Origin of the sequence: Pseudochelatococcus lubricantis, from assembly GCF_011762225.1 — a bacterium.
In the GTDB taxonomy this organism is placed as follows: domain Bacteria; phylum Pseudomonadota; class Alphaproteobacteria; order Rhizobiales; family Beijerinckiaceae; genus Pseudochelatococcus; species Pseudochelatococcus lubricantis.
This window is the reverse complement of the sequence record NZ_JAASQI010000007.1, coordinates 258,835-281,875: the sequence shown is the minus strand read 5'-3', so window position 1 is coordinate 281,875 and position 23,041 is coordinate 258,835. Positions and strand designations below refer to the sequence as shown.

The following is a 23,041-nucleotide window of genomic DNA, read 5'->3' as shown; positions in this document are numbered from 1 at the left end:
TTGCCCGTCCCGATTTTGCCTACTCTCTGATCGGCTCCGTCTCTTTTGCCGACTGGAGCCTGTATGCGCGGAGGCCGAATCCTTTGGGGTCAGATTGTTGTCGTCTTACTATAACGCCATCCAGATTTATCCTTGGTCGGAAGGCGCGCTCTATCAGGTCTATGCCGCGCCCGGACAGATCACCACCATCGCGCTGGAGCCGGGCGAGAGCCTGACCGGCGCGGGACCAATTGCGGCAGGCGATACCGCCCGCTGGATCATCGGCGACACCGAGAGCGGCAGCGGTGCAAACCGCCGTGTCCATATCCTCGTGAAGCCGACACGGCCGGACATTTCCACCAACCTTGTCGTCACCACCGACCGGCGCACCTACATGATCGAGCTGCGCGCGCGGGAATCGCTCTACATGCCGGCCGTGGCATGGGCCTATCCCGCGACGCCAGCAGGCCAGCGCCAGACCGTTCCCGCCGCGCCGATCATTCCGGCAGAGGCTGCGCGCAACTATCGCTACGGCTTGACCGGAGACAGTCCGCCGTGGCGGCCCATTTCCGTCTTCGACGACGGCCGCCGCGTCTATGTCGTCTTCCCGCGCGGCATCGTGCAAGGCGAGATGCCGCCGATCTTCGTCATCGGCTCCGATGGCGAGACCCAGATCGCCAACAGCCGCATCCACCAGAACATCCTGATCGTGGACCGCCTGTTCGGCGCGGCCGAACTGCGCCTTGGCAGCGGTGATCGCCAGCAGACCGTCAGGATCGTCCGCATCGAGCAACGGCAGGCCGCACAGCCGGCAAAGGCGACCGGAGAATCCCCATCATGACCGAAGACACGACCCCTTTAGAAGCCGCAGCAGACACCACCGCGCCCATGCGGCTGCGTGCCGAACCGCCGCGCGTCACCCGCCTGTCCCGCAAGATGCTCGCCGGTGTCGGAGCCGTCGCGCTGTTCGGGATCGGCGGGGCACTGATCTACGCGCTCCAGACCCGAGATAGGGGACAGGGCAGCGAAGAACTCTATTCGACCGAGAACCGATCCACGGCGGATGGCCTTGCCGGTTTGCCGCGCGACTATACCGGGCCAGTGCTCGGCCCCGCGCTGCCGGGCGACCTCGGCGGCCCGATCCTCGACGCGCAGAACAGGGGACAGTCGGTTACACCGCCCGTCATGGCGACGCCCGCCGTCGACCCCGACGAACAGCGCCGTCTCGCCGAGGAAGAAGCCGCGCGCTTGAGCAATGTGTTCTTCCAGTCCGGCCCACGCACGGGAGCGCCGGCAGGAACGTCCATGCCCGGCCTTGCAGGACTCGGCCTCGGCGGCCAGCCCGCGACGCAGGATCGGCAAACGGCTTTTCTGAATGGACCCGTGGACCGGCAGACGGTTTCGACGGATCGCGTCACGCCGCCGGTATCGCCCTACGTCCTTCAGGCCGGGGCCGTGATCCCGGCCGCGCTCATCACCGGCATCCGCTCGGACCTACCGGGCCAGATCACGGCGCAAGTGACGGAGAACGTCTATGACAGCCCGACCGGCAGCCTGCTCCTGATCCCGCAGGGAACGCGCATCATCGGCCAATACGATGACGGCGTGACCTTCGGCCAGCGCCGCGTGTTGCTGGTGTGGAACCGCCTGATCCTGCCGGGCGGCCGTTCCATCGTTCTGGAGCGCCTGCCGGGCGCGGACGCCAGCGGCTACGCCGGGCTTGAGGATGGCGTAGATTACCATTGGTGGGATCTGATGAAGGCCGCAGGGCTGTCCACGCTGCTCGCAGTGGGCACGGAGCTGGCGACCAGCGACGAGGACCGGCTCATCCGCGCCATCCGTGACGGGGCGCAGGATACCGTCAATCAGGCGGGACAGCAGATCGTCCAGCGCCAGTTGCAGGTCGCGCCGACGCTGACCATCCGGCCGGGCTTCCCGGTCAGGATCATCGTCACCCGCGACCTTGTGTTCGAGCCGGCAGGAGGTTGACCATGACGAGGCTGAAACTCGGCCCGCTGCCCGACGACAAGCCCGTCAAGGTGACGGTGGAGTTGCCTGCGCCGATTCACCGCGATCTGGTCGCCTATGCCGAGGTGCTGGCCCGCGAGAGCGGCCAGCCCGCCGCCGATCCCGTCAGGCTGATCGTGCCCATGCTGGAGCGGTTCATCGCCACGGATCGCGGCTTCGCCAAGGCACGGCGAGCTATTGCGGACTTGCAAGTTGGATGACGGCTATGCGGGACAATTTGGTCATTCTGCTTTGCCCCGCACTCATTACCAAGGTGATTTGCCGTCTGGTTCAACGAATCCACCACTGCCTGTAGCGTTCAGCGCATATTCTGCAGGAAGCCGTGCTCCCTCTTCGGGCAACATTGTGCCATAACCGGTAAGGTCGGTTTTCACGAAGCCGGGGCTGACCGAATTCACCTTGATATTTGTGCCCCGCAGCTCCTCGTGCAGCTGGATCGTCAACATGTTCAGCGCCGCTTTCGATGCGTTGTATCCGATGAATTGCTGCGAATAGTAAGCCGAGGTCGGATCGGCGTTCATTGTCAGAGACCCAAGCGCACTGGATAAGTTGACGATGCGCCCTTCTGGCGCGGCGCGCAGCAAGGGAAGCATGGCCTGCGTTACGGCTAGTGTGCCTATGAAGTTCACCTCCATCGTCCGCCGCACAGCATCAACCGAGGCCCTGCTGGGTGGAGCATCTGCAAAATCAAAGATCCCAGCGTTGTTTACCAGAATGTCCAGACGACCGTGCTCGGCGGAGATGGCATCCGCCGTGGCGGCGATAGTCTCCGGTTTATCGAGGTCCAACGAAACCGCCTTCACTGTCAGCCCGTCCTTGGCCAAGGCGGCGGCGGCCTCGTCTCCGCGCATCTTGTCGCGGCTGCCGATCAGCACATGGACACCGGCTTGAGCCAGCTTACGGGCGATCTCCAAGCCGATGCCCTTGTTGCCACCGGTCACGAGGGCGATGCGGTTCTCCGTCATTTCTGTGTTCCTTTCATATCTTTGATTGCAATATATGAAGGAAAGCTCAGATTTTGGATTCGCATATGACGTCCCATGCCTTGCAAGGTGCTAAGCCCCGAAAAACACCGGTGCAAAGTCGCTCGCGTGTCACGGTGGACGCGATTTTCGAGGCAACCATTCAGGTTTTGTTGTCCGAAGGTATGGCCCGCCTGACAACAACACGCGTGGCAGAGCGGGCGGGCGTATCGGTCGGGACTATGTATCAGTATTTCCCGAACAAACTGGCGCTCATCATTGCGTTGAACGAGCGCTATTTGAATGCCTTGGCAGAACGTGTTGAGCAGACCTGCGCAAGAAGGGCGGGGCACCAGGTCTCAGAAATGGTCGCGGCGCTGATCGAGACCTATTGGACTGCTAAGACCGAGCGGGCCGACCTGACACAGGCACTCTATCGTTCGGTTGCGGCACTGGACAACAATGCGCTGATGAATGCCTTCGCCACGCGGGTAGACACTGCAACAACTGCAATGTTTCGTCAGGCATCCGACCTGCCGCCAGAGGATGCGGCAGCGATAAATCTGACCCTGACAACCGTGATCTATGGCGCGGTGCGCAACGCCTTTGAACGGGAGTTGGACAAGGAACAGATTGCGGCGTTGAAAGCCCGCCTGACCGATATGTGTTGCGCTTGGTTGCGCAGCGTCCAGCTTCGGACGCAAATGACTACTTAGGGCTCTCTGCGTAATGGTGTAAGGGGTGCCGCCAGCACATCAACGCAAATTCGGCACGCTACAGGCCGCCGACTGCCCTCCATGGTTCGCCTAATTCCGGGGCCTATAGCGCCCCGGAATCCACCAGAACCAAGGAGGATTCCGTGTGTGCAGAGCGCCGTCGCGCCCGCAAAGGGCGACCGCGACAGCCGGTCCCCGAAACACTTCCCGACGATCTTTTCGACTATGCTGACGAACCTACGCCAGACGGCCGGGAGCGCCGCAGGTCGCCGCTTCGCATCGTCGATGTGGAGTCGTTGCCCGTCTTCGATGACTGGCCCGAGAAGGTGCCGATCACCGAGGAAGAACTGCAAATCTTCGAGCGGTATTTCGGCGACGTGCTTGACCGGCTGTTCGGCCCCATCGACCCCGATCCCGACAATCAGGGCTTGCAGCTATTACCAACAGATGGTAACAGTAAGCCATGAGCGAGGATCGTGACCCGAGCCTCGACACGCTTCTGGACCTCGACGGACAGGTGCTCGTTGTCGATCCCGAGGGCGGCCATTGGGCGAAGTTCGTTATCACCCGCGTTCCGGCATCGCCTTCGAGGCCGCACGGCCTCGATTATTCGCTCACGCTTCACGGGCCTTCGGGCGAACGGCTGGTCGGTTTCGATAACGCCCATCCGGTTGGCCGAGGCAGGAGGGGCGAGTCGATGGACCATCGGCACCGCCTCCAGACCGTGAAGCCCTATGCCTACGAGGATGCGGCCACGTTGCTGGCCGACTTCTGGCAGGCGGTGGACGCGGTGTTGAAGGAGCGAGGCGTAACATGACTACATTGAAAGTCGGGATTGCCGACTATGAAGAAATGAAGGCCCGCACCATGCGGATCGCCAGGGGCGAGGAAAAGCCCGCGCCCGGCGATCCGAAGGTGTGGTTCACGTCCACGGAGTCCTTCGCGCAAATCCTGTCCAGCGGGAACCGCGAACTGCTGCGCGTCATCGACGAGCAGTCGCCCGGCTCGCTGGAGGAACTGTCGCGGATGACCGGGCGGTCGAAGCCCAGCCTGTCCCGGACCCTCAAAACGATGGCGAACTACGGCCTTGTCCGCATGGAGCCCGGCGAGGGCCAGAAGGTCGTTCCCAAGGTGCTGCATGACCGCGTGGCGCTGGAGCTGCCGCTGATCGAACGCCGGGCCGCGAAAGGAAACGCGCTATGAATATGCAAAGTCCCCATGTCGCCTTGCGCGCCGCGCTCTATCTGCGCGTCTCCACGACACGGCAGGCCGAGCATGACGTGTCGATCCCCGACCAGCGCAAGCAGGGCGAGGCTTATTGCGCCTCGCGCGGCTACCATCTTGTCGAAACCTTCGCGGAAGCCGGCGCTTCGGCCACCAATGACCGCCGCCCCGAGTTCCAACGGATGATCGAGGCAGGCACGTCCAAGCCCGCGCCCTTCGATGTGGTTGTGGTCCATTCGTTCAGCCGGTTCTTCCGCGATCACTTCGAGCTGGAGTTCAACGTCAGGAAGCTCGCCAAGAACGGCGTCAAGCTAGTGTCCATCACGCAGGAGATGGGCGACGATCCCATGCACGTCATGATGCGGCAGATCATGGCCCTGTTCGACGAATACCAGTCGAAGGAGAACGGCAAGCATGTCATCCGGGCGTTGAAGGAGAACGCCCGGCAAGGCTTCTGGAACGGCTCCCTGCCGCCCATCGGCTACCGTGTCGTCGATGCCGAGCAGCGCGGCGCAAAGATGAAGAAGAAGCTGGAGATCGACCCGCTTCATGCCGACACCGTGCGGCTGATCTTCCGCCTTGCATCAGAAGGCGACGGCACTTCCGGCCCGATGGGCGTCAAGAATATCGTCAGCTACCTCAACAGGAACCGCATGTTCACGCGCAACGGCGGGCGTTGGGGCATCGGCCAGCTTCACCGTGTCCTGACACGGCGCACCTATATCGGCGAGCATCGCTTCAATCGCCGCTCCAACAAGGGCGTGGTGAAGTCCGAGGAAGAAATCGTTACCGTTCCCGTGCCGCCGCTGATCGACCTTGAGATATTCGAGGCTGTTCAGAACCGCTTGAAGGTCAACAATCCGAAGGTGACGCCGCCGCGCGTCGTCAGCGGCCCGAACTTGCTGACTGGCATTTGCCATTGCGGCAACTGCGGCGGGGCCATGACGCTGCGCACCGGCAAGAACGGCCGCTATCGCTATTATGCCTGTTCGATCCGGGCGCGGCAGGGCGAAACTGGCTGCAAGGGCCGTGCGATCCCGATGGATAAGCTCGACCGCATGGTGGTGACGCATATCGAGGAAAGGCTACTCGACCCCGAGCGGATCGAAGACGTTCTCGCCTCGCTTCTGGATCGCCGGCAGGAAGGCGTCGAGCGGCGCAGCCAGCATATCGCCGAGTTGAACCATCGCGCGGCCGAGGCCGACAACCGCCTCAAGCGCCTCTACGACGCCATTGAAGCCGGTTCGCTCGACCCGGCCGAGTCTTCCCTTGGCGAGCGCATCGCGGGCCTCACAGCGCTTCGGGATCAGGCGCGGGCCGATGCCACGCGGATCGAAGCTATGCTCGCAAGCTCAACCCACCAGCGCCTCACCGGGGCAGCCGTGCGGGAACTGGCGAGCGAAGCACGCACCCGACTGCGGCTTGGAAAGGGCGGCTATCGGCGGGAACACGTCCGGGCCTTCGCCCAGCACGTCGAGGTCGCGGATGACGCGATATACATCAAAGGAAGCAAAAACGTCCTGTTGCGGACGCTGGTGGCCGCTAAGGGAGGGAAAACGGCGGGAATCGGCGTTCCCGGTTTTATACCGAAGTGGCGGAGGATCGGAAACCGGATGCGAGGCGTCTGCTCCGGTTCCTGCGCAACCCATCGCAGTTGGGCGAAATTCTGAGTAGTGGCGGAGGGAAAGGACTCATCCTCTAACTCTCTGATAAGCCATGGCGAATCGCCCACAACTCCCGCCCACCTCCGAGCATTTCCTCGTATGCGCAGATTTGCCCGAGTGCAACGAAAGACAGGTGATTTCTACCAATAGACTCCGTGTCGACGGAATTTGGGCGGCAAGAACGAGGGTAGCCGTGGTTTATAAGACATGCCCGCGATTGTCGGATATTGCGGTGTTGCCAGGGCGGTGAGTTCACGCAGCCTGGCGATCCGGCTTTCTGTGCTTGGATGCGTCCGCAAGAGAGACGGCTCGGGAATGCGTCGGCCGGGAAGAAAAATTTCTTCCCAGAACCTTCCGACACGGCGTTCGAGTTTGCTCAGCGCTCTCATGAGACCCTCCGGGTCGCCGGTCAGCTCCGCCGCCGCGCGATCTGCGTCATACTCGCGGGTGCGCGACAGGCCGAGCTGCACGAGCGCCATCAAGGTGGGCGCGAAGATGAGAAGCGCCACGATATGCCACGGAACATAGACCGCGCCCGCGAAAATAAGAGGTAGGTTGAGGAGCAGCAGGAATTGTCCAAGCCAACTCGCGATGGAAACCAACCGTGACATCATATCTGCCAATCCCATGATCCACAGGTCGCGGTTCGCGATGTGGCCAACTTCGTGAGCCAGGACGCCGACGAGTTCGCGACCGTCGAGGAGTTGAAGCAGTCCATCGGTGACGCAGATTGTACTGTCTTCCGGACTGCCCATCGCGAAGGCGTTCGGCAACGGGCTCGATACGCGATAGAGCTTCGGCGCGCGCGGCAAATCGGCACGTCGCGCAAGTTCCGCTATTCCTGCGACAAGGCCGGGCGCATCACGTCCCGTTATGCGCTCCGCCTGATATGCGGACAGCAAGAAGTCTTGCGGCAGATTGGGGACAAAAATCAGACCCGCAACCATTCCGAAGGCAAGCAGCAGCCCGACCTCCGCGCCGACGACCGCTGTCATGGACACCCAGGCGATCATCGCCATAAGGCCAAGCAAGAGCGCGGATTGGACGAGATTGATAAATCGATGCCTCGTCGAGACAGCGGGCATTTCCGGCTCCTATCGCGGTTCGCCGAGTGTGATCTTGAGGCTCTTGCGCTGATCGCCGCGCCGGATGTGCAATTCAACCTGATCCCCGGGGCGATGCGCTTCGAGCGCTGTGATCAGGTCAGCCGCTTCATCAACTCTAGTCGCTCCAAGGCCGATTATCCGGTCGCCGACTACAATGAGCCCATCGCCGCTAATGCGGGCGGGCACCAGTCCCGCACGGGCAGCGGGGCCGTCAGGATCGACTCCGAGGACCGGGACGCCGGAGGAGCCATCCTGCGCGAGCATCGCGTCGACCCTGGGATCGAATAAGATGCCGAGTCGTGGTGGTGCATAGCTGCCGCGAGCGATGAGCTGTGGCACCACCCGGTTGACCGTATCGACGGGAACCGCAAAGCCGATTCCCGCACTGCCGCCGGATGGACTGAAAATGGCCGTATTGACGCCGATCAGACGCCCCGCGCTGTCGATCAGAGGGCCACCGGAGTTTCCGGGGTTGATTGCCGCGTCCGTCTGGATCAGGCCCCGTATCGGGAGACCGTTTTCGCCCGGCAATTCGCGGCCAAGGGCCGAGACAATTCCGGTCGTCATCGTCCAGTCGAGGCCGAACGGATTGCCGATGGCGAACACGCTTTGACCGACACGTAGATCGTTGCTGGCTCCGATGGGTATCGGCGGTGGTCGACCCGCACCAACACCGATGTGCAGGACTGCCAGGTCGTGCTCGGGTGCGCGCCCCACCAGACGCGCGGCGAAGGCACGGCCATCAGCCAACCTGACGACTGCCCGGCTTGCACCAGCGATAACATGGTTGTTCGTTACCACATGACCGAGTTGGTCCCAGACGAATCCTGAACCGTTCCCGCGCGGAACGTCATAGGCGTTCCGGGTCCAGGGATCCACTACACGCTCGGCCGTCGTGATGAAGACGACACTGTCTCGAGCGGCATTGAAAACCGTGATGGTGCTTTGTTCGAACGCCGCCAAGTCGCCGCGCGGAGCGACGGCGCGCGGTTCGGCAAACCGACCCAGCACAACGCTCTGAATGATAGGAAAGCTCTGCCACACAATTATGATAAGGAGTGCGGCAGAGGTTGCCGAAATAAGTCGAATGAAAAAGGTTCGGTTCATTGACCGCCATCCGCATTTTCAGTAGGGAGCTGTTCGCGCCGGTCCTGATCGCGCACCAGCCAGTGGACAACCCCGAGCGCAAGCGCCGCGCCCGCGAGTGCGGCAATCTTGGATGATTCCGTCTCGCCGAGGTCCAGGATGATGAATTTGCGCGCGATGGCGAGGAGCGCGATCAGCACGATCGTGCGGACCTGGAGGATCCCGAAGCTGCGTTCGGTCGCAACAAGAAGGGAGCGCTTGAACTCGAGCGCGATCACCACGGTGAAGATCATGCCGAACACCACCTGGAAGGTGGCGTAATCGAGAGTATCGAATGCCCCCAGAAGCAGGCGGTTCACGACTTCGCGCATCAGCGCCCAGACCGACGCCACGACGATCGCCGCAATGATGACGCTGAGGACGAAGATGACAACTTGCTCGAACTTCTCGTAGAGCGTCATCGCCGACCATTGTTCACGGGTCAGCCCGGATCGCTGCAAGTCTTTCATGATTGCCTCTCGAAAGCCGCCCCGGAGAGACAGGCTCCCCGGGGCTTTGCCAGACGGTGCGATATCGCACGGAGCGGAGGGGACGCCGCAAACCGGCGACCCCCATGTGGCAAATCAGCCGTTCTTGACCTCGATGCGCTTGACCTTGGCCTGCGCCTCGGGAGTCTGGGGCAGCTTGATCGTCAGAACCCCGTTCTTGAAGGATGCTTGCGCCTTTTCGCCATCCACACCGGGGGGGAGCGGAATTGTCCGGTAGATCGCGCCGTAGCTGCGCTCGGAGAGATAGTATCCCTTCTTCTCCTCCTGGCGCTCGATCTTCTTCTCTCCCTTCACAGTCAACATGTCATCGTTGACCGTCACCTCGATGTCCTTCATCTCCATGCCCGGCAGCTCGATCGATACTTCGATCGCCTTGTCGGTCTCGACCACGTCGGATTTCGCTTCGCCGCTGCCAAAGGGCCATTCGAAATGACCGACCCGGTTCCAGAAGTTCTCAAACACATGGTTCATTTCGCGCTGGAGTGTCGCGATCGCGTTATCTTCGCTGTTCTTGGAATCTGGCGCGCCGTCCTTGCGCGCCCAGGGAATGAGGTCTTTGATCTGCATGATATGATCTCCTTCGGTTTTCAGGCGCCCTTGACGGCGATCCTTTTCGGCTGCGCTTCAGGGGCTCGGGGGAGCGTCAGGGTGAGGACACCTCCACGCATCTCGGCTTCGATCCTGTCGGGGTCGAAGTCCTCGGAAAGCGTGAAGGCACGCTCGAAATCGCCCTCGCCATATTCGGCATAGGCAAGTTCGAGGTTTTCCGGCCGCACCGGGTCAACCTTGCCGCGGATCGTCAACACACGATTTTCGAGCGTGATTTCGACCGCATCGGCGGCGACCCCAGGCATTTCAAGCATCATGGAGACACCCTGATCGGTCTCGACGATATCGGTCAGCGGACGGTAGATGCGGCCGCTGGCGGCGGTTTCAGGCGCGTCGGTCGGCGTCTTTTCGGCGGCTTGCGTGATGTCGGTGCTCATCGTTCCAGCTCCTCTCAGGCCGCCTTGATCTCAATTTTCTTCGGCCTTTCTTCCTCGGGCCGGGAGATGACGATCCGCAATACGCCGTTCGTCATCCTCGCCTCGACCTTGTCATCCGAGCCCGCGAACGGCAGGCGGATCGCGCGTGAAAACCTGCCGTAACCGCGTTCGTTGCGATGCCAGCGCGCACCGTCGGGAACCTCGGGCGCCTTGCGTTCGCCCGAAAGCGTCAGGACGTTGTCCTTGACCGAAATTTCAATGTCGCCCGGTTCGATGCCGGGAAGTTCAGCGGCGATGGCAACGGCCTCAGGGCCTTGCCAGAGATTCACCGCCGGGAACGCCGCGCGGGACGGCGGCCAGAAGCCGCGGTCGAGATCGCGCATCATGGAGCGCATCAGCGCAAAGGGATCGCTGCGGCGCAGATATGTCGGGTAGAGCATTGCTGGCCTCCTGTTGCTGATCGATGCCCCCGAACCGACGGCATGGAGGGACCGGGCAACGGTGCCGGCCGGATGTGGGTTCGGAGACCGCCCATCAAGATAGGTGGTTCTATTTATTATGCAAGCATATATGATGCATGCATTGCACTTTGTATGGAATGCGGTCTATCCTGTGTATCATGCAACCGGAGGAAGGATACCCATGATCTCTTCGGACATCGCGCTGATCGGGACGACGATCCACCGAGTCGCGCAGCTCATCCAGCAGCGGATCGACCAAGACATCCGCGACAGCGGACTGACCCGCCTGTCTTGGATGGCGGCGGCGCATGTCGAGGATGCGCCCGGGCTGACCATCGGCGATCTGGCCGACCGACTTGAGGTCGCCCCGGCCACTGCGGGCCAGCTCGTCGATCGCATGGTCCGGGGCGGCTGGGTGGAGCGGTCGCCCTCGCTCGACGACAGGCGGTCGCAGATCGTCACCGCAACGTCGAAGGCCCGGGAGATGCTGGAGGAACTCGCGCCGCGGCAATCGGCGCTCGAAGATGAAATCCTGCAGGATCTGTCGGCGGACGAAAGGCGCATCCTGCTGGCGCTGCTCGAGCGGATCAGGGCGCGGCTCGGGCGCCAGTGAAAGGGACAAGCGGCATGGAAAAGAAGACCGAATACAACATCTGGTACTGGGTGGTGGCTTTCATAGCCGTGCTTTTCATCCAGAACCTGATCGCCGGCTGGCAATCCGTCGCGCCGATCAGCTACAGCCAGTTCGAGAAGTATCTCGCTGACGGGAAAATTTCCTCTGTCGCGGTCGGGTCAGACACGATCACAGGCACCTTCGCCGAACCGGTCGACGGCAAGAAGCAGTTCGTGACGACCGTAGTGAATCCCGCAATCCTGGAGCGGATAGACCGGTCAGGTATCGAGATCACTGGCGTTCCGCAAAACACTTTTCTTGGCACGCTGATTTCCTGGGTGGCGCCAGCGCTTGTCTTCTTCGGGATCTGGATGCTGCTGTTCCGCAAGTTCGCCGACAAGCAGGGTTTCGGCGGGTTCATGCAGGTCGGCCGCAGCAAAGCCAAAGTTTACATGGAAAAGGAAACCGGCGTCAATTTCGCTGACGTGGCCGGCGTGGACGAGGCCAAGGCCGAGCTGGAGGAGGTCGTGGAGTTCCTCAGGAACCCCGCCGAATACGGAAAGCTGGGCGCACATATCCCCAAAGGCATATTGCTCGTCGGGCCGCCGGGCACCGGCAAGACGCTTCTCGCGCGCGCGGTGGCGGGTGAGGCGGGCGTGACCTTCTTTTCGATCTCGGGATCAGAGTTCGTCGAGATGTTCGTGGGCGTCGGTGCCGCACGGGTGCGCGACCTGTTCGAGCAGGCCCGGAAATCCGCGCCGGCGATCATCTTCATCGACGAACTCGACGCTCTTGGGCGGGCGCGCTCCTCCGGACAGATCGCCGGTGGCCACGATGAGCGTGAGCAGACGCTGAACCAGCTTCTGACCGAGCTCGATGGCTTCGACCCATCAGTCGGCATCGTGCTGCTTGCGGCCACGAATCGCCCGGAGATTCTCGATCCGGCGCTGTTGCGGGCCGGACGCTTTGACCGGCAGGTGCTGGTGGACCGGCCCGACAAGAAGGGGCGCATCCAGATCCTCGGCGTGTACATGAAGAAGGTGAAGCTCGCCCCCGATGTGGATGCTGAAAAGGTCGCGGCGCTGACCCCGGGCTTCTCCGGGGCCGACCTCGCCAATCTGGTGAACGAAGCCGCCTTGCTCGCCACACGGCGGAAGGCCGAGGCGGTGACGATGGACGATTTCAACAATGCCGTCGAGCGCATCGTCGCCGGTCTCGAGAAAAAGAACCGCGTGCTCAACCCGCGCGAGCGCGAGATCGTGGCGCACCACGAGATGGGGCACGCGCTGGTGGCGATGGCCCTGCCGGGGGTGGACCCGGTGCACAAGGTCTCGATCATCCCGCGCGGGATCGGCGCGCTCGGCTACACCATCCAGCGGCCGACGGAGGACCGCTTCCTGATGACGCGGGAGGAGCTGGAGAACAAGATCGCAGTCCTGCTTGGCGGGCGCGCGGCCGAGAAGATCATCTACAATCATGTCTCGACCGGGGCGGCCGACGATCTGGTCAAGGCCACCGATATCGCCCGCGCCATGGTCGCGCGGTACGGGATGGACGAAGACCTCGGGCATGTCAGCTACGACACCGACCGGCCCGGCTTTCTCGGCACCGGCGACCAGTCGTCGTGGCTGAACCGCCGCTACAGCGACGCCACGGCTGAGCGGATGGACGCGAAGGTGCGCGACATCGTGGATGGTGTGTTCAAGCGCACCCTCACCCTTCTTGAAAGCAATCGGGGTCTTCTCGAGCAATCGGCGCAGGATCTCCTGCAACGAGAGACACTGGACGAGCCCGATCTGGTGGCAATTGGGTCCAAGGTGAAACGCACGGAAGCGGTCGCTGCCTGACACTGTCACTGGCGCAGATGATCCGCGGACAACCCTGACTGGATAAGGAAACGGAGAAGACGAATGGCAAACGGAGCTTGCGATATTTGCGGTCGCCCGGCGACGGCGCGCGTGCGCGCCTCGGTGAACGGCAGGGTTCAGAACATGGAGCTTTGCGACCAGCATTACAGCGAAATGGCGCGCCGGTCGGGGCGCAGCGCCTCGCCGCTGGAGTCCCTGTTCGGACGGCGTTCCCTTCTTGACGAATTCTTCGGCGAGAGCGGTTTCGGCAGCCTCTTTGGTGACAGTCCGCTGCGAGGCGGCACGCTCGGCTCTAGGGGTGATGGCGATGACGCTGTCGTCGACGCCACTGTCGGCGAGGGCGCGCCGCGGCGTGGATCGCGGCGCGGCGGCGGACGCACCATCGCCGACCGGCTGAGCGAACAGGGCAACAAGCTCCTGCAGGATGCAGCACAGAAGGCCGGGGAATTCGGGCGCAGCGAGGTCGATACCGAACATCTGCTTCTGGCATTGACCTCGTCTGACGTCGTCAAGACGATCCTGGAACAGTTCAAGGTCGATGTGGACGATCTGCGGCGCCAGATCGAGAAGGAAGCGAAGCGTGGAGACGCCAAGACGGAAGGCGAAATCGGTGTTAGCCCGCGTCTCAAGGACGCGCTGAACCGGGCCTTCATCGCCTCGAACGAGCTTGGCCATTCCTATGTCGGGCCGGAACATCTGCTGATCGGGCTCGCCGAAGAGGGCGAAGGCCTCGCGGCGGCGATGCTGCGCAAGCTGGGGTTGACGCCGCAGGCGCTTCGCCAGCAGGTGACGAAGGTGGTCGGCAAGGGAGCCGAGGAAGGCCGCGTCGAGACTCCGTCGAACACCCCCGATCTCGACCAGTTCAGCCGTGACCTGACGAAGCTCGCCCGCGATGGCAAGCTCGATCCCGTCATCGGCCGCGCCCGCGAGATCGAGACGACGATCGAAGTGCTGGCCCGCCGGAAAAAGAACAACCCGGTGCTGATCGGCGAGCCCGGCGTGGGCAAGACCGCCATCGTCGAGGGACTTGCACAACGAATCGTCGCGGGCGAAGTGCCCGAGGCGCTGCGCGACAAGCGGCTGGTCGAGCTCAACATCAACTCGATGGTGGCCGGGTCGAAGTATCGCGGCGAGTTCGAGGAGCGAGTCCAGAAGATCCTCAAGGAGATCACCGAGGAGAAGGACAGCCTGATCCTGTTCATCGACGAGATCCACACCATCGTCGGCGCCGGCCAGGGCGGTGGCGAAGGTGGTCTCGACATCGCCAACACCTTCAAGCCGGCGCTGGCGCGGGGCGAGCTGAACCTGATCGGCGCGACGACGCTCAACGAGTACCAGAAATACATCGAGAAGGACGCGGCGCTCGAGCGACGGTTCCAGCCGGTTTATGTGGACGAGCCCACGATAGCTCAGGTCATCATGATCCTGCGCGGCCTGCGCGACACGCTCGAAAGCCACCACAAGGTGACGATCACCGACGAGGCGATCATCGCCGCCGCGGAGCTTTCGGATCGCTATATCACCGGTCGCTTCATGCCCGACAAGGCGATCGACCTGATCGACCAGGCCGCGGCGCGGGTGAAGATCTCGGCCACTGCGCGGCCCGTGGACGTGCAGGAGCTCGAAGCCGAGGTCGCGCAGATCAAGCGCGAACAGGACTATGCCGCAGCCCGCAAGCAATTCGACCGAGCAGCAGAACTGAAGAAGGAGCTGGAGCAGAAGCAGAAGGAGCTGGACGAGCTTCTGGAAATCTGGAAGCGCGACCAGGCTTCGGCGACCGCCGAGGTGCGCGCCGATCACGTCGCGCAGATCGTCTCCAAGATCACCGGCGTTCCGGTCACGGAGCTGACCACCGAGGAGAAGGACAAGCTCCTCAAGCTCGAGGAGAAGCTGCACGAGCGCGTCATCGGCCAGGAAGAAGCGATCCGCGCCGTGGCCGATGCGGTGCGCCTGGCGCGTGCGGGTCTGCGCGAAGGTTCCGGTCCGACTGCGACCTTCCTGTTTCTCGGGCCAACCGGGGTTGGCAAGACGGAACTGGCCAAGACGCTCGCCGAGGTGATCTTCGGCGACCAGGATGCGCTGATCCGTATCGACATGTCGGAGTATGGCGAGCGCCACTCGGTTGCCCGGTTGGTTGGCGCACCTCCGGGCTACGTCGGATACGACGAAGGCGGGCAGCTGACGGAGAAGGTGCGCCGTCGGCCCTACTCGGTCGTGCTCCTCGACGAGATCGAAAAGGCGCATCCCGATGTCTACAACATCCTGCTTCAGGTGTTCGACGATGGCCGCCTGACAGATGGCAAGGGCCGCGTGGTGGACTTCACTAACACCATCATCATCGCCACCTCGAACCTCGGTTCGGACATCATCCAGCGCAACCTCACGAAACGCGGCAGCAGGGAGTTCGACGAGGCCAAGCAGAAATCCGAACTGATGGAGGTGTTGCGCGGTCATTTCCGGCCAGAGTTCATCAACCGGATCGATGAGATCATCGTCTTCCATTCGCTGAACCAGTCGGAGATCCGCCAGATCGTCGAGTTGCAGCTGAACCGGGTGAAACGGACCGCCCTCGGCCAGGGCGTCGAACTCGAATTCGACGTGAGCATCGTGGATCACTTCGGCGCGGTCGGCTTCCGCCCCGAATTCGGCGCCCGCGAGCTGCGCCGACTGATCCGGTCGGAGTTGGAGACCGAGTTGGCCCGCGAGATGCTCTCCGGGCGGATCGAGGATGGTGACAAGGTCCGCGTCGCCTGGTCGGAAGACGAACAGAGGGTCGTGTTCGAAAAGATCGTAAAGGACACCGGTGACGACAGCCCGGACGATCAGGCCAAGGCCGGGATCGAGGAGCCCAGCGAAGTTGCCGAAAACAAGACGGACGTTCCGAAGCCCAGCGTTGGGGATGAGGTGCAGTCCAAGGACGACAAGTCCGCCGAGTGACAGCGCAAAAGACTGGCCCGGCGCGATATCGGTCGCGCCGGACCATCTCTTCGGAGAGTTATAGGAAGGTCCACGGCATGAACGCCATTAGATCATTCCGCAATCTCGACCGGCACGGCCAACAGCGCGCGCCTGAGGTCATCGAGGAAGAGGTGCGGCAACTTGAACCGCACCTTGCGCGCTTTCGCGAGGATCTGGTCCGGCTCGAAGTCGTTGCCTCGCAGACGAGGGGCAAGAAGCGCATCAAAGTCAGCCTGCGCCTGCAACTGCCGTCGGGCGTGATCGCGGCGCGGGAAGAGGGATTCGAGATCGAGCCTGTCCTGCGCAAGGCCTTTGCCGACCTGCGCCACCAGGTCGATCGGCATGTGGCGCGCCTGAAGCACGAGCCTGAATACAAGCGTCCCGCCCGCCGGCGCCGGATCGGCGCCCCGCTGCCGCCCGCGCGGGATGCGGCGGAAGCGGACCGGCGCCAGCTCTTCTTTGACCTGATCGAGGATCATCTCGATACGATCTATGACACCGTCAGGCGCGAGTTGACCTATCTCGAATGCAGCGGATCGGTACCGGAGGGATATCTGAGCGTTCGCGGTCTCTTCGATGCGACGATCCTCAAGGGGCTGGCCCGCTTCGAGGATCGGCCTTCGGAGTTTTCCGTCGGCGACTGGCTGAAACGGCTGGCTTTTGAGACCATCGAGGAAGAATCCCGCGCCGCCCGCCGCGCCGTGCCTGAGGATGCCGCCTCCATCGAGGCGGAACCCGAGGCACCGGCGGAGGATCCGACCGAGGCGGATCAGGCGATGTTCGAGTTCTACCAGCCCGACGAAGTGCTGATGCTGGAGGACCTCCTCGCCGACGACGGCGGCACAGACCCCGAGAGCCAAGCGGATCGGCATAAGATCGCCATGGTGCTGCACCGGGCAATCGCCGATCTTCCGTCGGTCGAACGCCGCGTTCTCTATCGGCTCCACCTCGACAACGCTACGATCGCGGAGACGGCAGACCTTTTCGGCCTGACCGAGACAGTGGTCGCCGAGATCGCAGAAAATGCGGGCGCGACACTACGCGCGAGGCTTGCCGAAGCCGGGTTGGTCAGAGATCCATCAGGCCGCGCGCCCATCGAACGGGAAATCGCTCACACGCAGCGTCTGCCTCAGCCGATCGAGGATCGCCGCCGCGTGGCCGCCGCCCTAACCGGCGAGGAGGCCGGCTCCGACACCTGACATGGAACTGAATAGGAGATCGACCAATGACCACAGCCTCTGAAAACCCGACCGACAAGATGCAGGACATGCTGTGCAGCCTGTCCCGGAATTGGTGGGCATTCGTGTTACGCGGCGTGCTCGCATTGATCATCGCAGTGCTAGCCTTCGTCATGCCTGCGGAAGCGCTTCTGGCGCTCACGCTGGTCTTCGGCGCGTTCGCCTTTGCCGACGGCGTGTTCGGCCTCGTCGCCGCGATACGTAACATCCGCAAGGGCGAACGCTGGGGCTGGCTGATGTTCAGCGGCATTCTGGGCATCGCCACGGGCGTCGTCGTGGTTGTCTCGCCTTTTGTCGCGACGCTTGTGCTTGCGACATTCCTCTGGGCCAGCATCGCATTCTGGTCCGTGTTCTCGGGTGCCCTCGAGATCGCGGCAGCGATCCGCCTGCGAAAGGAAATCAACGGCGAAATCTGGCTGATCCTCAGCGGCCTTCTCTCGGTCGTTCTCGGTGTCGTCGTGACCTGGATGCTGCTGACGCGCCCGGTCGAAAGCTTCCTCGCGCTCGGCTGGCTGATCGGCTTCTACGCCGCGGTCTTCGGGGTGATGATGATCCTCCTCGGGCTACGGCTTCGCAAGGCGGATCGTTCGGACGGTGCGGCCTTCGATGACGCTCCCCCATCGGCAAAGGCGTGAGGTGCCCTGTGGTGGATGACGGGCGACTTGCCGGCGAGGAGGACGATTTCACCCGATGGGACGAAACGATCTTCGAGCGTTGCCTGGGGGCCGGCTTCAATCCCTTCGGCAGCGGACCGACGCCGATCTTCCTGCGGCACCGGGACGCAGAGGCGCCGGACGCCGATGCAAAGCCGTGCATGCCACCTGGCACCGAAAATGCGAGGTGCTGATGTCGAACCGCCTGCCTGACTTGGCATTTGCTGCTGCGGCCGCTGCCTTGGGCATCGGCATCGTTTTCGTTTTTCGTTCGATGTATCTTGCCGAAGACATACTGCCTTTCGCGCAGGAGATGACGCTCATCTTCCTCGGCGCTGTCGTGACGATCATTCTGACCGCGGCGCTTCTCAATCGCCAGACCGATCTCGAGCTTCGCAAGGAAGGAAGGGTCATCATCCTCCAGCAGCAATGCGACATTTACATGGCCTGCATCGAGAAGGTCGCAGAGATCGTGGAAACCGCAAGGCACGATGCGAAGCTGATCGATGAACTGCGTGTTCTCAGCCACAAGCTGGCTGTGGTCGCGAGTGCAGGGGTCGTGTCCAGCTTCGAGCAGGTACTGGAGAGCTTGCAGTCCGGTTTTGCTGACGGCACGCTCTCGGACGGGGACGGAGAGGGCGTGATGAATGCCGTCGCCGATCTCACGATAGCGATGCGGTCGGACGTCCTGCACGCTGCTGCCTTTCCTTCGCAGAACACCGAACGCGCCGTTCGCCTGAATTCGAGGCGAATGGAAAAACTCGGCGATCTCGAACGTCACCTTCTCGTATCCACCGACTCCCGGGAGAACTGATATGCGCGGCCATAATCGCCCACCATTCCCGCCGAAAATTCCCGGAACCGATCTGCCATCCTGGGACGTGCCGACGGCAATCATCTACCGTCCTGCCCGTTCCGCGATGACATCGGCGCCTCGGCCCAACTACTGGGTCCTCGAGTTCGAGCCGTCCCGGCCGCCGCAGATCGAGCCGCTGATGGGATACACGTCCAGCGGCGATCCCTATCGTCCGATCCGGCTGAAGTTTCCGGATCGCGACAGCGCCGTGGACTTCGCAGAGCGGCAGGACTGGCATTATGTCGTGCGCGAGGACGCTGGGGGAGCCCGGATGGCGAACCCTTGGGCGGGTGAGACGCGCCACCGGCTGCACAGGGGCGTCGATGCCCCGGGAGCCTTCCGGGTCCCGTTCCGCCCCGATCGCCGCCTCTCAAGAGGCGTCCAGCATGAGAGCACGGCCGACCCGTCTACCAGCGACAGGGAGAGTTTCGATCCGGTCCTCGAAGCCTCGCTCGAATCCTTCCCCGCCTCTGATCCTCCGGCGTGGACGGGTGTGACAATTGCAAGAAAGACGACGTGATGACGGCCAGCTACATGCGCTCGGGGAAATGAGATGTTTCCATGGGCCGATACCGTTGCTCGCAGATACCCCCCCCGTGGCCGTCTGGTCAGTCGTCGGGATCAGCCTTCTCGCTTTCCTCTACCAGAGGGGCCTGCCGCCGCGTGCGCTCAACCGGTTCCTGTTCGACTTCGCTGCCGTCGCGCGTCTTCGGTCAGCTCCGTCTCATCGCCCCGTCCGATTGGACCCCGTTCCTGACCAACATCTTCCTGCACGGGGGCTGGCTGCACCTCATCTTGAACATGTGGACGCTCTGGATCTTCGGCCGCGCCGTCGAAGATCGGCTCGGACCGGGTAGATTCACACTGTTCTATCTGTTCTGTGGTGTGGCGGCCGGACTGGCTCACGCGCTGGCGAACCCCGACTCAGTCGTTCCCGCGCTTGGCGCATCGGGGGCCATCGCGGGCGTGATCGGTTGCTACGCACGCATGTTTCCGGCGGCTCGGCTGGTGGTGATCGTGCCGATTCTGTTCATTCCTCTCTTCTTCGAAGTGCGCGCGGTCATTTTCGCGATGATCTGGTTCTTCATGCAGGTCGTTCCCGGTTTCCTATCGCTCGGCAGCGATACGGCCACGGGCGGGGTTGCCTGGTGGGCGCATATCGGCGGGTTTCTCGCCGGTTGGCTTGTAACGCCACTCCTGCGAAGGCGCGCCGACGTCTATCGCCACTATTATCGCCACGAGGGCATCTATGGCTTTCTGCCGGATGGCCGACGGGAAGGAGGACAGGGTCCATGGACATAATGCAGCTTTTCTGGCTGTTCTTCATCATTTCGGCGCTGCAGCCGGTTCTGCAGCGCAGATATCTTGAGGCGATGCGCACACGCAAGATCGCCAACATCGAGAAGAAGCGTGCCAGTCGCGTCATCCTGCTGATCCATCGGCAGGAGACGATGAACCTGCTGGGATTTCCCTTGATGCGCTACATCGACGTCAATGATTCGGAGGAAGTCCTGCGCGCGATCCAGATGACCGACGATGAAGTGCCACTCGATATCGTGCTGCATACACCGGGCGGCCTTGTGCTGGCGGCGACCCAGATCGCTCGGGCCATTAAGGGCCACAAGGGCAAGGTCACCGTGTTCGTGCCGCATTACGCGATGTCGGGCGGCACGCTGATCGCCCTCGCCGCCGACGAAATCGTGATGTGCGAACATTCCGTGCTGGGACCCGTCGATCCGCAACTTGGCCAGTTGCCGGCCGCCTCGCTCCTCAAAGTCGTCGAGGAGAAACCCATCGCCGAGATCGACGACCAGACTCTCATCATGGCCGACGTCGGTCGCAAGGCCATTGCGCAGATCGAGGCGTTCGCGAAGCGTCTTTTGTCCGACAAGATGGACGAGGACCGCGCGGCGGCGCTGGCGGCAAAGCTGGCGACAGGCACCTGGACCCACGACTATCCCATCTCTGCCGATGAGGCCCGCGACATGGGCCTGCCCGTTGGAACGGACATGCCCAAGGAAATACTGGAGCTGATGACGCTCTATCCGCAGCCGGTTCGGCGCCAGGGCGGTGGCGTGGAATACCTGCCCGAGCCGCGGCAGCGAGAGGCCCGCCGCGCCATATCCACGCGCTGAACGCTTGCGTCATTCGGCCGCCGAGCCCGGCTCGTCAACGAAAGGATACAGGATGCCCACGGTCGCTTGCCTGCAGTGCAATTCCACCAACAGGGTGCCGCAAGAGCGCCTGAGCGACAACCCCAATTGCGGACGCTGCGGCGCGCCTCTCTTTCAAGGCATGCCCGTCATGCTCACCGCGGCTAATTTTGACCGCCATGCGAATGCCGAACTGCCAATGCTGGTCGATTTCTGGGCCGAGTGGTGCGGGCCATGCAAGATGATGGCGCCCCAGTTCGAGGCGGCGGCGCGCTCGCTCGAACCCCATGTCCGCCTGGGCAAGCTCGACACCGAGGCCGAACAGCAGATTGCCGGCCGCTACGGGATCCGCGGCATTCCCACCATGATCCTGTTCAGGAGCGGCAAGGAAATCGCGAGGACGAGCGGTGCAATGCCTGCCGCGCAGATAGCGCAGTGGGCGCGCTCGCACGTCTAGAGGTTACAGGTAGCGGCCTTCCCTGCGCCATGCCATCAGGAGAAGAACATGCATGGCGTGACCGGATTTGTCGAGAGTGCGGCCTTGTTGGTCTTTGCCGCGTTAGTGCTCGTGACGATATGTTCACGGATTGGCGTGCCCAGCATTGTCGGTTACATTCTTGCCGGTATAGTCATTGGACCCGCCGGCCTCGACCTGATTGCCGAAAACGCTGCCCTTAGCAGCATTGGTGAGATCGGAGTGGCGCTGCTGCTGTTCGCGCTTGGCCTGGACTTCTCGTTCGAGAAGCTCGTAAGGCTCAGGAAGCATGTCTTCGGTCTTGGAGCCGTGCAGGTTGCAGTCACGACGATAACGGTGTCGTTGATAGCGACTCTGATCTTCGATCTCGCGCCCGTCCCCGCAATCCTCATCGGCGGGGCCGTTGCCATGTCATCCACGGCCATGTGCCTCAAGGTGCTCGCAAGCGCGAATGCTCTGGGATCGGCCCAAGGACGCCTGGCCATTGCGGTGCTTTTGTTTCAAGACTTGGCAGCTGTCGCATTCCTGCTTCTGCACGATTCGATGAGTGGAGCCGTCGAAGGGTATGGCGTCATAACGGTCGTCGCCAGTGCAACGGCATTGGTTGCAGCCCTGTTCATTGCCCGTGGCCCGTTGCAGTTGCTGGCCCGTTGGGTAGCGTCGCGTGGCGATCCGGAACTTGCCCAGCTTCTCGCGCTCACCATTGCACTAGGGTCTGCGATTGTCGCGGCCACCGCCGGCCTTTCTCCGGCACTCGCCGCATTCGCGGCCGGCATGATCATCGGCGAGGGAGACGCGCGCCATGCTGTCGAGAACGAGATACGGCCTTTCCGCGATTTGTTTGTCGGGATATTCTTCGTCGGCATCGGAACGCAATTGCCACTTTGGATCATCCCGTATGCGTGGCCAGTCGTGCTGAGCTGGCTCGCGATCATTTTCGCGGGCAAGACGCTGATTGTTTTGGTCGTCGCCCGAATATTCGGCGAGTCGCTTCAGACCGCATGGAGGACTGGGATCATTCTGGCCCACGGAGGAGAATTCAGCCTGATGCTGCTGTCGGCTTCCTCGACATCGGGCATTGTTGCAGAGGAATTCGCTGGTCCTTTACTCCTCGCGATTGGCATGAGCATGCTGGCCGGGAGTGTTATGGTCAGATGGGCGGGGCTAAAGGTTTAGTGTGGTCAACATCAAGACAACTATATTTCTCAGATTACTGAGAGCACGCCCGAGCCTGATCCCGCATGACGCTGTAGTCGGAGAGCATTTCGGCGATCGCCGACCCATCCGGCAGCAGATCGAGCTCGTCAGCGGCATGCGCCTGCAACTCTCGGCTGTGCTCGATGACGGGAGGGCAGACGGTGGCGATGCGGGGTTCAGAACCGCCCGTCGCGCAGCCGGTCAGCGAGATCGTCACGATTGCGAGGGCGGCGAGCCGCCGCATCGAGCATTCGGTCCCTGACATCCGAT

The 23,041-nt window shown here is 62.5% G+C and carries 26 protein-coding genes and 1 pseudogene; 19 read left to right on the top strand and 8 right to left on the bottom strand.

Going from position 1 to position 23,041, the window contains the following annotated elements:
* Positions 1–106: 106 nt before the first annotated feature.
* The 3 genes and pseudogenes from trbG to FHS82_RS15510 form a co-directional block, all read left to right on the top strand.
* Positions 107–820: pseudogene (trbG, locus tag FHS82_RS15520) on the top strand (P-type conjugative transfer protein TrbG); the annotation flags it as partial.
* Positions 821–867: 47 nt separating this feature from the next.
* Positions 868–1,968, top strand: coding sequence for a TraB/TrbI/VirB10 family type IV secretion system protein (locus tag FHS82_RS15515; protein ID WP_166954505.1), 1,101 nt, complete (start codon positions 868–870; stop codon positions 1,966–1,968).
* Between the two features lie 2 nt (positions 1,969–1,970).
* A complete protein-coding gene (locus FHS82_RS15510) occupies positions 1,971–2,207 on the top strand; it encodes a DUF2274 domain-containing protein (RefSeq protein WP_166954440.1) in 237 nt (78 codons plus the stop codon).
* Between the two features lie 45 nt (positions 2,208–2,252).
* On the opposite strand, the gene FHS82_RS15505 is transcribed toward FHS82_RS15510, so the two are convergent.
* Positions 2,253–2,972 (bottom strand): SDR family oxidoreductase, encoded by a 720-nt coding sequence (locus tag FHS82_RS15505; RefSeq protein ID WP_166954438.1) that lies wholly within the window; start codon positions 2,970–2,972, stop codon positions 2,253–2,255.
* Positions 2,973–3,037: 65 nt separating this feature from the next.
* Between FHS82_RS15505 and FHS82_RS15500 the strand changes: the two genes are divergently transcribed.
* From FHS82_RS15500 to FHS82_RS15480, 5 genes are all read left to right on the top strand, one after another.
* A complete protein-coding gene (locus tag FHS82_RS15500) occupies positions 3,038–3,685 on the top strand; it encodes a TetR/AcrR family transcriptional regulator (protein WP_166954436.1) in 648 nt (215 codons plus the stop codon).
* A gap of 143 nt (positions 3,686–3,828) precedes the next feature.
* Positions 3,829–4,152, top strand: a complete 324-nt coding sequence (locus tag FHS82_RS20925) for a hypothetical protein (RefSeq protein WP_246225364.1) — start codon at positions 3,829–3,831, stop codon at positions 4,150–4,152.
* Positions 4,149–4,502: a toxin-antitoxin system TumE family protein gene (locus FHS82_RS15490; protein WP_166954434.1), complete on the top strand. Its 354-nt coding sequence runs from the start codon at positions 4,149–4,151 to the stop codon at positions 4,500–4,502. The genes FHS82_RS20925 and FHS82_RS15490 overlap by 4 nt, the downstream gene beginning before the upstream one ends.
* Positions 4,499–4,888, top strand: coding sequence for an HVO_A0114 family putative DNA-binding protein (locus tag FHS82_RS15485; protein ID WP_166954432.1), 390 nt, complete (start codon positions 4,499–4,501; stop codon positions 4,886–4,888). Before FHS82_RS15490 ends, FHS82_RS15485 begins: the two co-directional genes overlap by 4 nt.
* Complete coding sequence (locus FHS82_RS15480) at positions 4,885–6,579, top strand: recombinase family protein (protein WP_166954430.1); 1,695 nt, start codon at positions 4,885–4,887, stop codon at positions 6,577–6,579. Before FHS82_RS15485 ends, FHS82_RS15480 begins: the two co-directional genes overlap by 4 nt.
* 134 nt (positions 6,580–6,713) lie before the next feature.
* Here FHS82_RS15480 and FHS82_RS15475 read toward each other — a convergent pair whose 3' ends face one another.
* From FHS82_RS15475 to FHS82_RS15450, 6 genes are all read right to left on the bottom strand, one after another.
* Complete coding sequence (locus FHS82_RS15475; RefSeq protein WP_067253583.1) at positions 6,714–7,658, bottom strand: zinc metalloprotease HtpX; 945 nt, start codon at positions 7,656–7,658, stop codon at positions 6,714–6,716.
* 9 nt (positions 7,659–7,667) lie between these two features.
* The gene (locus tag FHS82_RS15470) at positions 7,668–8,786 is read right to left on the bottom strand and encodes a S1C family serine protease (protein ID WP_166954428.1); all 1,119 of its coding nucleotides are present in this window, start codon (positions 8,784–8,786) and stop codon (positions 7,668–7,670) included.
* Entirely contained in the window at positions 8,783–9,274 is a 492-nt protein-coding gene (locus tag FHS82_RS15465) for a phosphate-starvation-inducible PsiE family protein (protein WP_166954426.1), read from the bottom strand. Before FHS82_RS15465 ends, FHS82_RS15470 begins: the two co-directional genes overlap by 4 nt.
* Positions 9,275–9,388: 114 nt before the next feature.
* Positions 9,389–9,880, bottom strand: a complete 492-nt coding sequence (locus FHS82_RS15460) for an Hsp20/alpha crystallin family protein (RefSeq protein WP_166954424.1) — start codon at positions 9,878–9,880, stop codon at positions 9,389–9,391.
* Between the two features lie 20 nt (positions 9,881–9,900).
* The gene (locus FHS82_RS15455; protein ID WP_166954422.1) at positions 9,901–10,299 is read right to left on the bottom strand and encodes an Hsp20/alpha crystallin family protein; all 399 of its coding nucleotides are present in this window, start codon (positions 10,297–10,299) and stop codon (positions 9,901–9,903) included.
* A gap of 14 nt (positions 10,300–10,313) precedes the next feature.
* The gene (locus FHS82_RS15450; RefSeq protein ID WP_246225363.1) at positions 10,314–10,685 is read right to left on the bottom strand and encodes an Hsp20/alpha crystallin family protein; all 372 of its coding nucleotides are present in this window, start codon (positions 10,683–10,685) and stop codon (positions 10,314–10,316) included.
* A gap of 256 nt (positions 10,686–10,941) precedes the next feature.
* Between FHS82_RS15450 and FHS82_RS15445 the strand changes: the two genes are divergently transcribed.
* From FHS82_RS15445 to FHS82_RS15390, 11 genes are all read left to right on the top strand, one after another.
* Positions 10,942–11,373 (top strand): MarR family winged helix-turn-helix transcriptional regulator, encoded by a 432-nt coding sequence (locus tag FHS82_RS15445; RefSeq protein WP_166954418.1) that lies wholly within the window; start codon positions 10,942–10,944, stop codon positions 11,371–11,373.
* 14 nt (positions 11,374–11,387) lie between these two features.
* Positions 11,388–13,220 carry an ATP-dependent zinc metalloprotease FtsH gene (ftsH, locus tag FHS82_RS15440; protein WP_166954415.1) on the top strand — a complete coding sequence of 611 codons (1,833 nt, stop codon included), beginning with the start codon at positions 11,388–11,390 and terminating at the stop codon, positions 13,218–13,220.
* Between the two features lie 63 nt (positions 13,221–13,283).
* Complete coding sequence (locus FHS82_RS15435; RefSeq protein WP_166954412.1) at positions 13,284–16,178, top strand: ATP-dependent Clp protease ATP-binding subunit; 2,895 nt, start codon at positions 13,284–13,286, stop codon at positions 16,176–16,178.
* A gap of 77 nt (positions 16,179–16,255) precedes the next feature.
* Positions 16,256–17,398, top strand: a complete 1,143-nt coding sequence (locus tag FHS82_RS15430) for a flagellar biosynthesis protein FliA (protein ID WP_166954409.1) — start codon at positions 16,256–16,258, stop codon at positions 17,396–17,398.
* A 26-nt stretch (positions 17,399–17,424) separates the two neighbouring features.
* Entirely contained in the window at positions 17,425–18,072 is a 648-nt protein-coding gene (locus FHS82_RS15425; protein ID WP_166954406.1) for an HdeD family acid-resistance protein, read from the top strand.
* A 211-nt stretch (positions 18,073–18,283) separates the two neighbouring features.
* Positions 18,284–18,904, top strand: coding sequence for a hypothetical protein (locus FHS82_RS15415; RefSeq protein WP_142585247.1), 621 nt, complete (start codon positions 18,284–18,286; stop codon positions 18,902–18,904).
* 1 nt (position 18,905) lies between these two features.
* Positions 18,906–19,466 (top strand): NADH dehydrogenase ubiquinone Fe-S protein 4, encoded by a 561-nt coding sequence (locus FHS82_RS15410; protein WP_037094077.1) that lies wholly within the window; start codon positions 18,906–18,908, stop codon positions 19,464–19,466.
* Between the two features lie 143 nt (positions 19,467–19,609).
* A complete protein-coding gene (locus tag FHS82_RS15405; RefSeq protein WP_343042591.1) occupies positions 19,610–20,248 on the top strand; it encodes a rhomboid family intramembrane serine protease in 639 nt (212 codons plus the stop codon).
* On the top strand, positions 20,239–21,081 hold the full coding sequence (locus FHS82_RS15400) for an SDH family Clp fold serine proteinase (RefSeq protein WP_024845968.1): 843 nt from the start codon (positions 20,239–20,241) through the stop codon (positions 21,079–21,081). Before FHS82_RS15405 ends, FHS82_RS15400 begins: the two co-directional genes overlap by 10 nt.
* Positions 21,082–21,133: 52 nt before the next feature.
* Complete coding sequence (gene trxC, locus FHS82_RS15395; protein WP_024845967.1) at positions 21,134–21,556, top strand: thioredoxin TrxC; 423 nt, start codon at positions 21,134–21,136, stop codon at positions 21,554–21,556.
* A 48-nt stretch (positions 21,557–21,604) separates the two neighbouring features.
* Positions 21,605–22,750 (top strand): cation:proton antiporter domain-containing protein, encoded by a 1,146-nt coding sequence (locus tag FHS82_RS15390; RefSeq protein WP_100964408.1) that lies wholly within the window; start codon positions 21,605–21,607, stop codon positions 22,748–22,750.
* A 34-nt stretch (positions 22,751–22,784) separates the two neighbouring features.
* Here the strand turns inward: FHS82_RS15390 and FHS82_RS15385 are convergent, their stop codons facing one another.
* On the bottom strand, positions 22,785–23,036 hold the full coding sequence (locus FHS82_RS15385) for a hypothetical protein (protein WP_166954399.1): 252 nt from the start codon (positions 23,034–23,036) through the stop codon (positions 22,785–22,787).
* Positions 23,037–23,041: the final 5 nt, after the last annotated feature.

What these genes read in the sequence shown, in the direction of transcription:
- FHS82_RS15460 (WP_166954424.1), bottom strand. Translation starts at nt 9,880, where the DNA reads ATGCAGATCAAAGACCTCATTCCCTGGGCGCGCAAGGACGGCGCGCCA.
- FHS82_RS15425 (WP_166954406.1), top strand. Translation starts at nt 17,425, where the DNA reads ATGACCACAGCCTCTGAAAACCCGACCGACAAGATGCAGGACATGCTG.
- FHS82_RS15430 (WP_166954409.1), top strand. Translation starts at nt 16,256, where the DNA reads ATGAACGCCATTAGATCATTCCGCAATCTCGACCGGCACGGCCAACAG.
- FHS82_RS15465 (WP_166954426.1), bottom strand. Translation starts at nt 9,274, where the DNA reads ATGAAAGACTTGCAGCGATCCGGGCTGACCCGTGAACAATGGTCGGCG.
- FHS82_RS15500 (WP_166954436.1), top strand. Translation starts at nt 3,038, where the DNA reads ATGACGTCCCATGCCTTGCAAGGTGCTAAGCCCCGAAAAACACCGGTG.
- FHS82_RS15485 (WP_166954432.1), top strand. Translation starts at nt 4,499, where the DNA reads ATGACTACATTGAAAGTCGGGATTGCCGACTATGAAGAAATGAAGGCC.
- FHS82_RS15385 (WP_166954399.1), bottom strand. Translation starts at nt 23,036, where the DNA reads ATGTCAGGGACCGAATGCTCGATGCGGCGGCTCGCCGCCCTCGCAATC.
- FHS82_RS15415 (WP_142585247.1), top strand. Translation starts at nt 18,284, where the DNA reads ATGTCGAACCGCCTGCCTGACTTGGCATTTGCTGCTGCGGCCGCTGCC.
- FHS82_RS15490 (WP_166954434.1), top strand. Translation starts at nt 4,149, where the DNA reads ATGAGCGAGGATCGTGACCCGAGCCTCGACACGCTTCTGGACCTCGAC.
- trxC (WP_024845967.1), top strand. Translation starts at nt 21,134, where the DNA reads ATGCCCACGGTCGCTTGCCTGCAGTGCAATTCCACCAACAGGGTGCCG.
- FHS82_RS15470 (WP_166954428.1), bottom strand. Translation starts at nt 8,786, where the DNA reads ATGAACCGAACCTTTTTCATTCGACTTATTTCGGCAACCTCTGCCGCA.
- FHS82_RS15435 (WP_166954412.1), top strand. Translation starts at nt 13,284, where the DNA reads ATGGCAAACGGAGCTTGCGATATTTGCGGTCGCCCGGCGACGGCGCGC.
- FHS82_RS15475 (WP_067253583.1), bottom strand. Translation starts at nt 7,658, where the DNA reads ATGCCCGCTGTCTCGACGAGGCATCGATTTATCAATCTCGTCCAATCC.
- FHS82_RS15455 (WP_166954422.1), bottom strand. Translation starts at nt 10,299, where the DNA reads ATGAGCACCGACATCACGCAAGCCGCCGAAAAGACGCCGACCGACGCG.
- FHS82_RS15450 (WP_246225363.1), bottom strand. Translation starts at nt 10,685, where the DNA reads ATGATGCGCGATCTCGACCGCGGCTTCTGGCCGCCGTCCCGCGCGGCG.
- FHS82_RS15445 (WP_166954418.1), top strand. Translation starts at nt 10,942, where the DNA reads ATGATCTCTTCGGACATCGCGCTGATCGGGACGACGATCCACCGAGTC.
- FHS82_RS15400 (WP_024845968.1), top strand. Translation starts at nt 20,239, where the DNA reads ATGGACATAATGCAGCTTTTCTGGCTGTTCTTCATCATTTCGGCGCTG.
- FHS82_RS15390 (WP_100964408.1), top strand. Translation starts at nt 21,605, where the DNA reads ATGCATGGCGTGACCGGATTTGTCGAGAGTGCGGCCTTGTTGGTCTTT.
- ftsH (WP_166954415.1), top strand. Translation starts at nt 11,388, where the DNA reads ATGGAAAAGAAGACCGAATACAACATCTGGTACTGGGTGGTGGCTTTC.
- FHS82_RS15410 (WP_037094077.1), top strand. Translation starts at nt 18,906, where the DNA reads ATGCGCGGCCATAATCGCCCACCATTCCCGCCGAAAATTCCCGGAACC.
- FHS82_RS15480 (WP_166954430.1), top strand. Translation starts at nt 4,885, where the DNA reads ATGAATATGCAAAGTCCCCATGTCGCCTTGCGCGCCGCGCTCTATCTG.
- FHS82_RS15515 (WP_166954505.1), top strand. Translation starts at nt 868, where the DNA reads ATGCGGCTGCGTGCCGAACCGCCGCGCGTCACCCGCCTGTCCCGCAAG.
- FHS82_RS15505 (WP_166954438.1), bottom strand. Translation starts at nt 2,972, where the DNA reads ATGACGGAGAACCGCATCGCCCTCGTGACCGGTGGCAACAAGGGCATC.
- FHS82_RS15510 (WP_166954440.1), top strand. Translation starts at nt 1,971, where the DNA reads ATGACGAGGCTGAAACTCGGCCCGCTGCCCGACGACAAGCCCGTCAAG.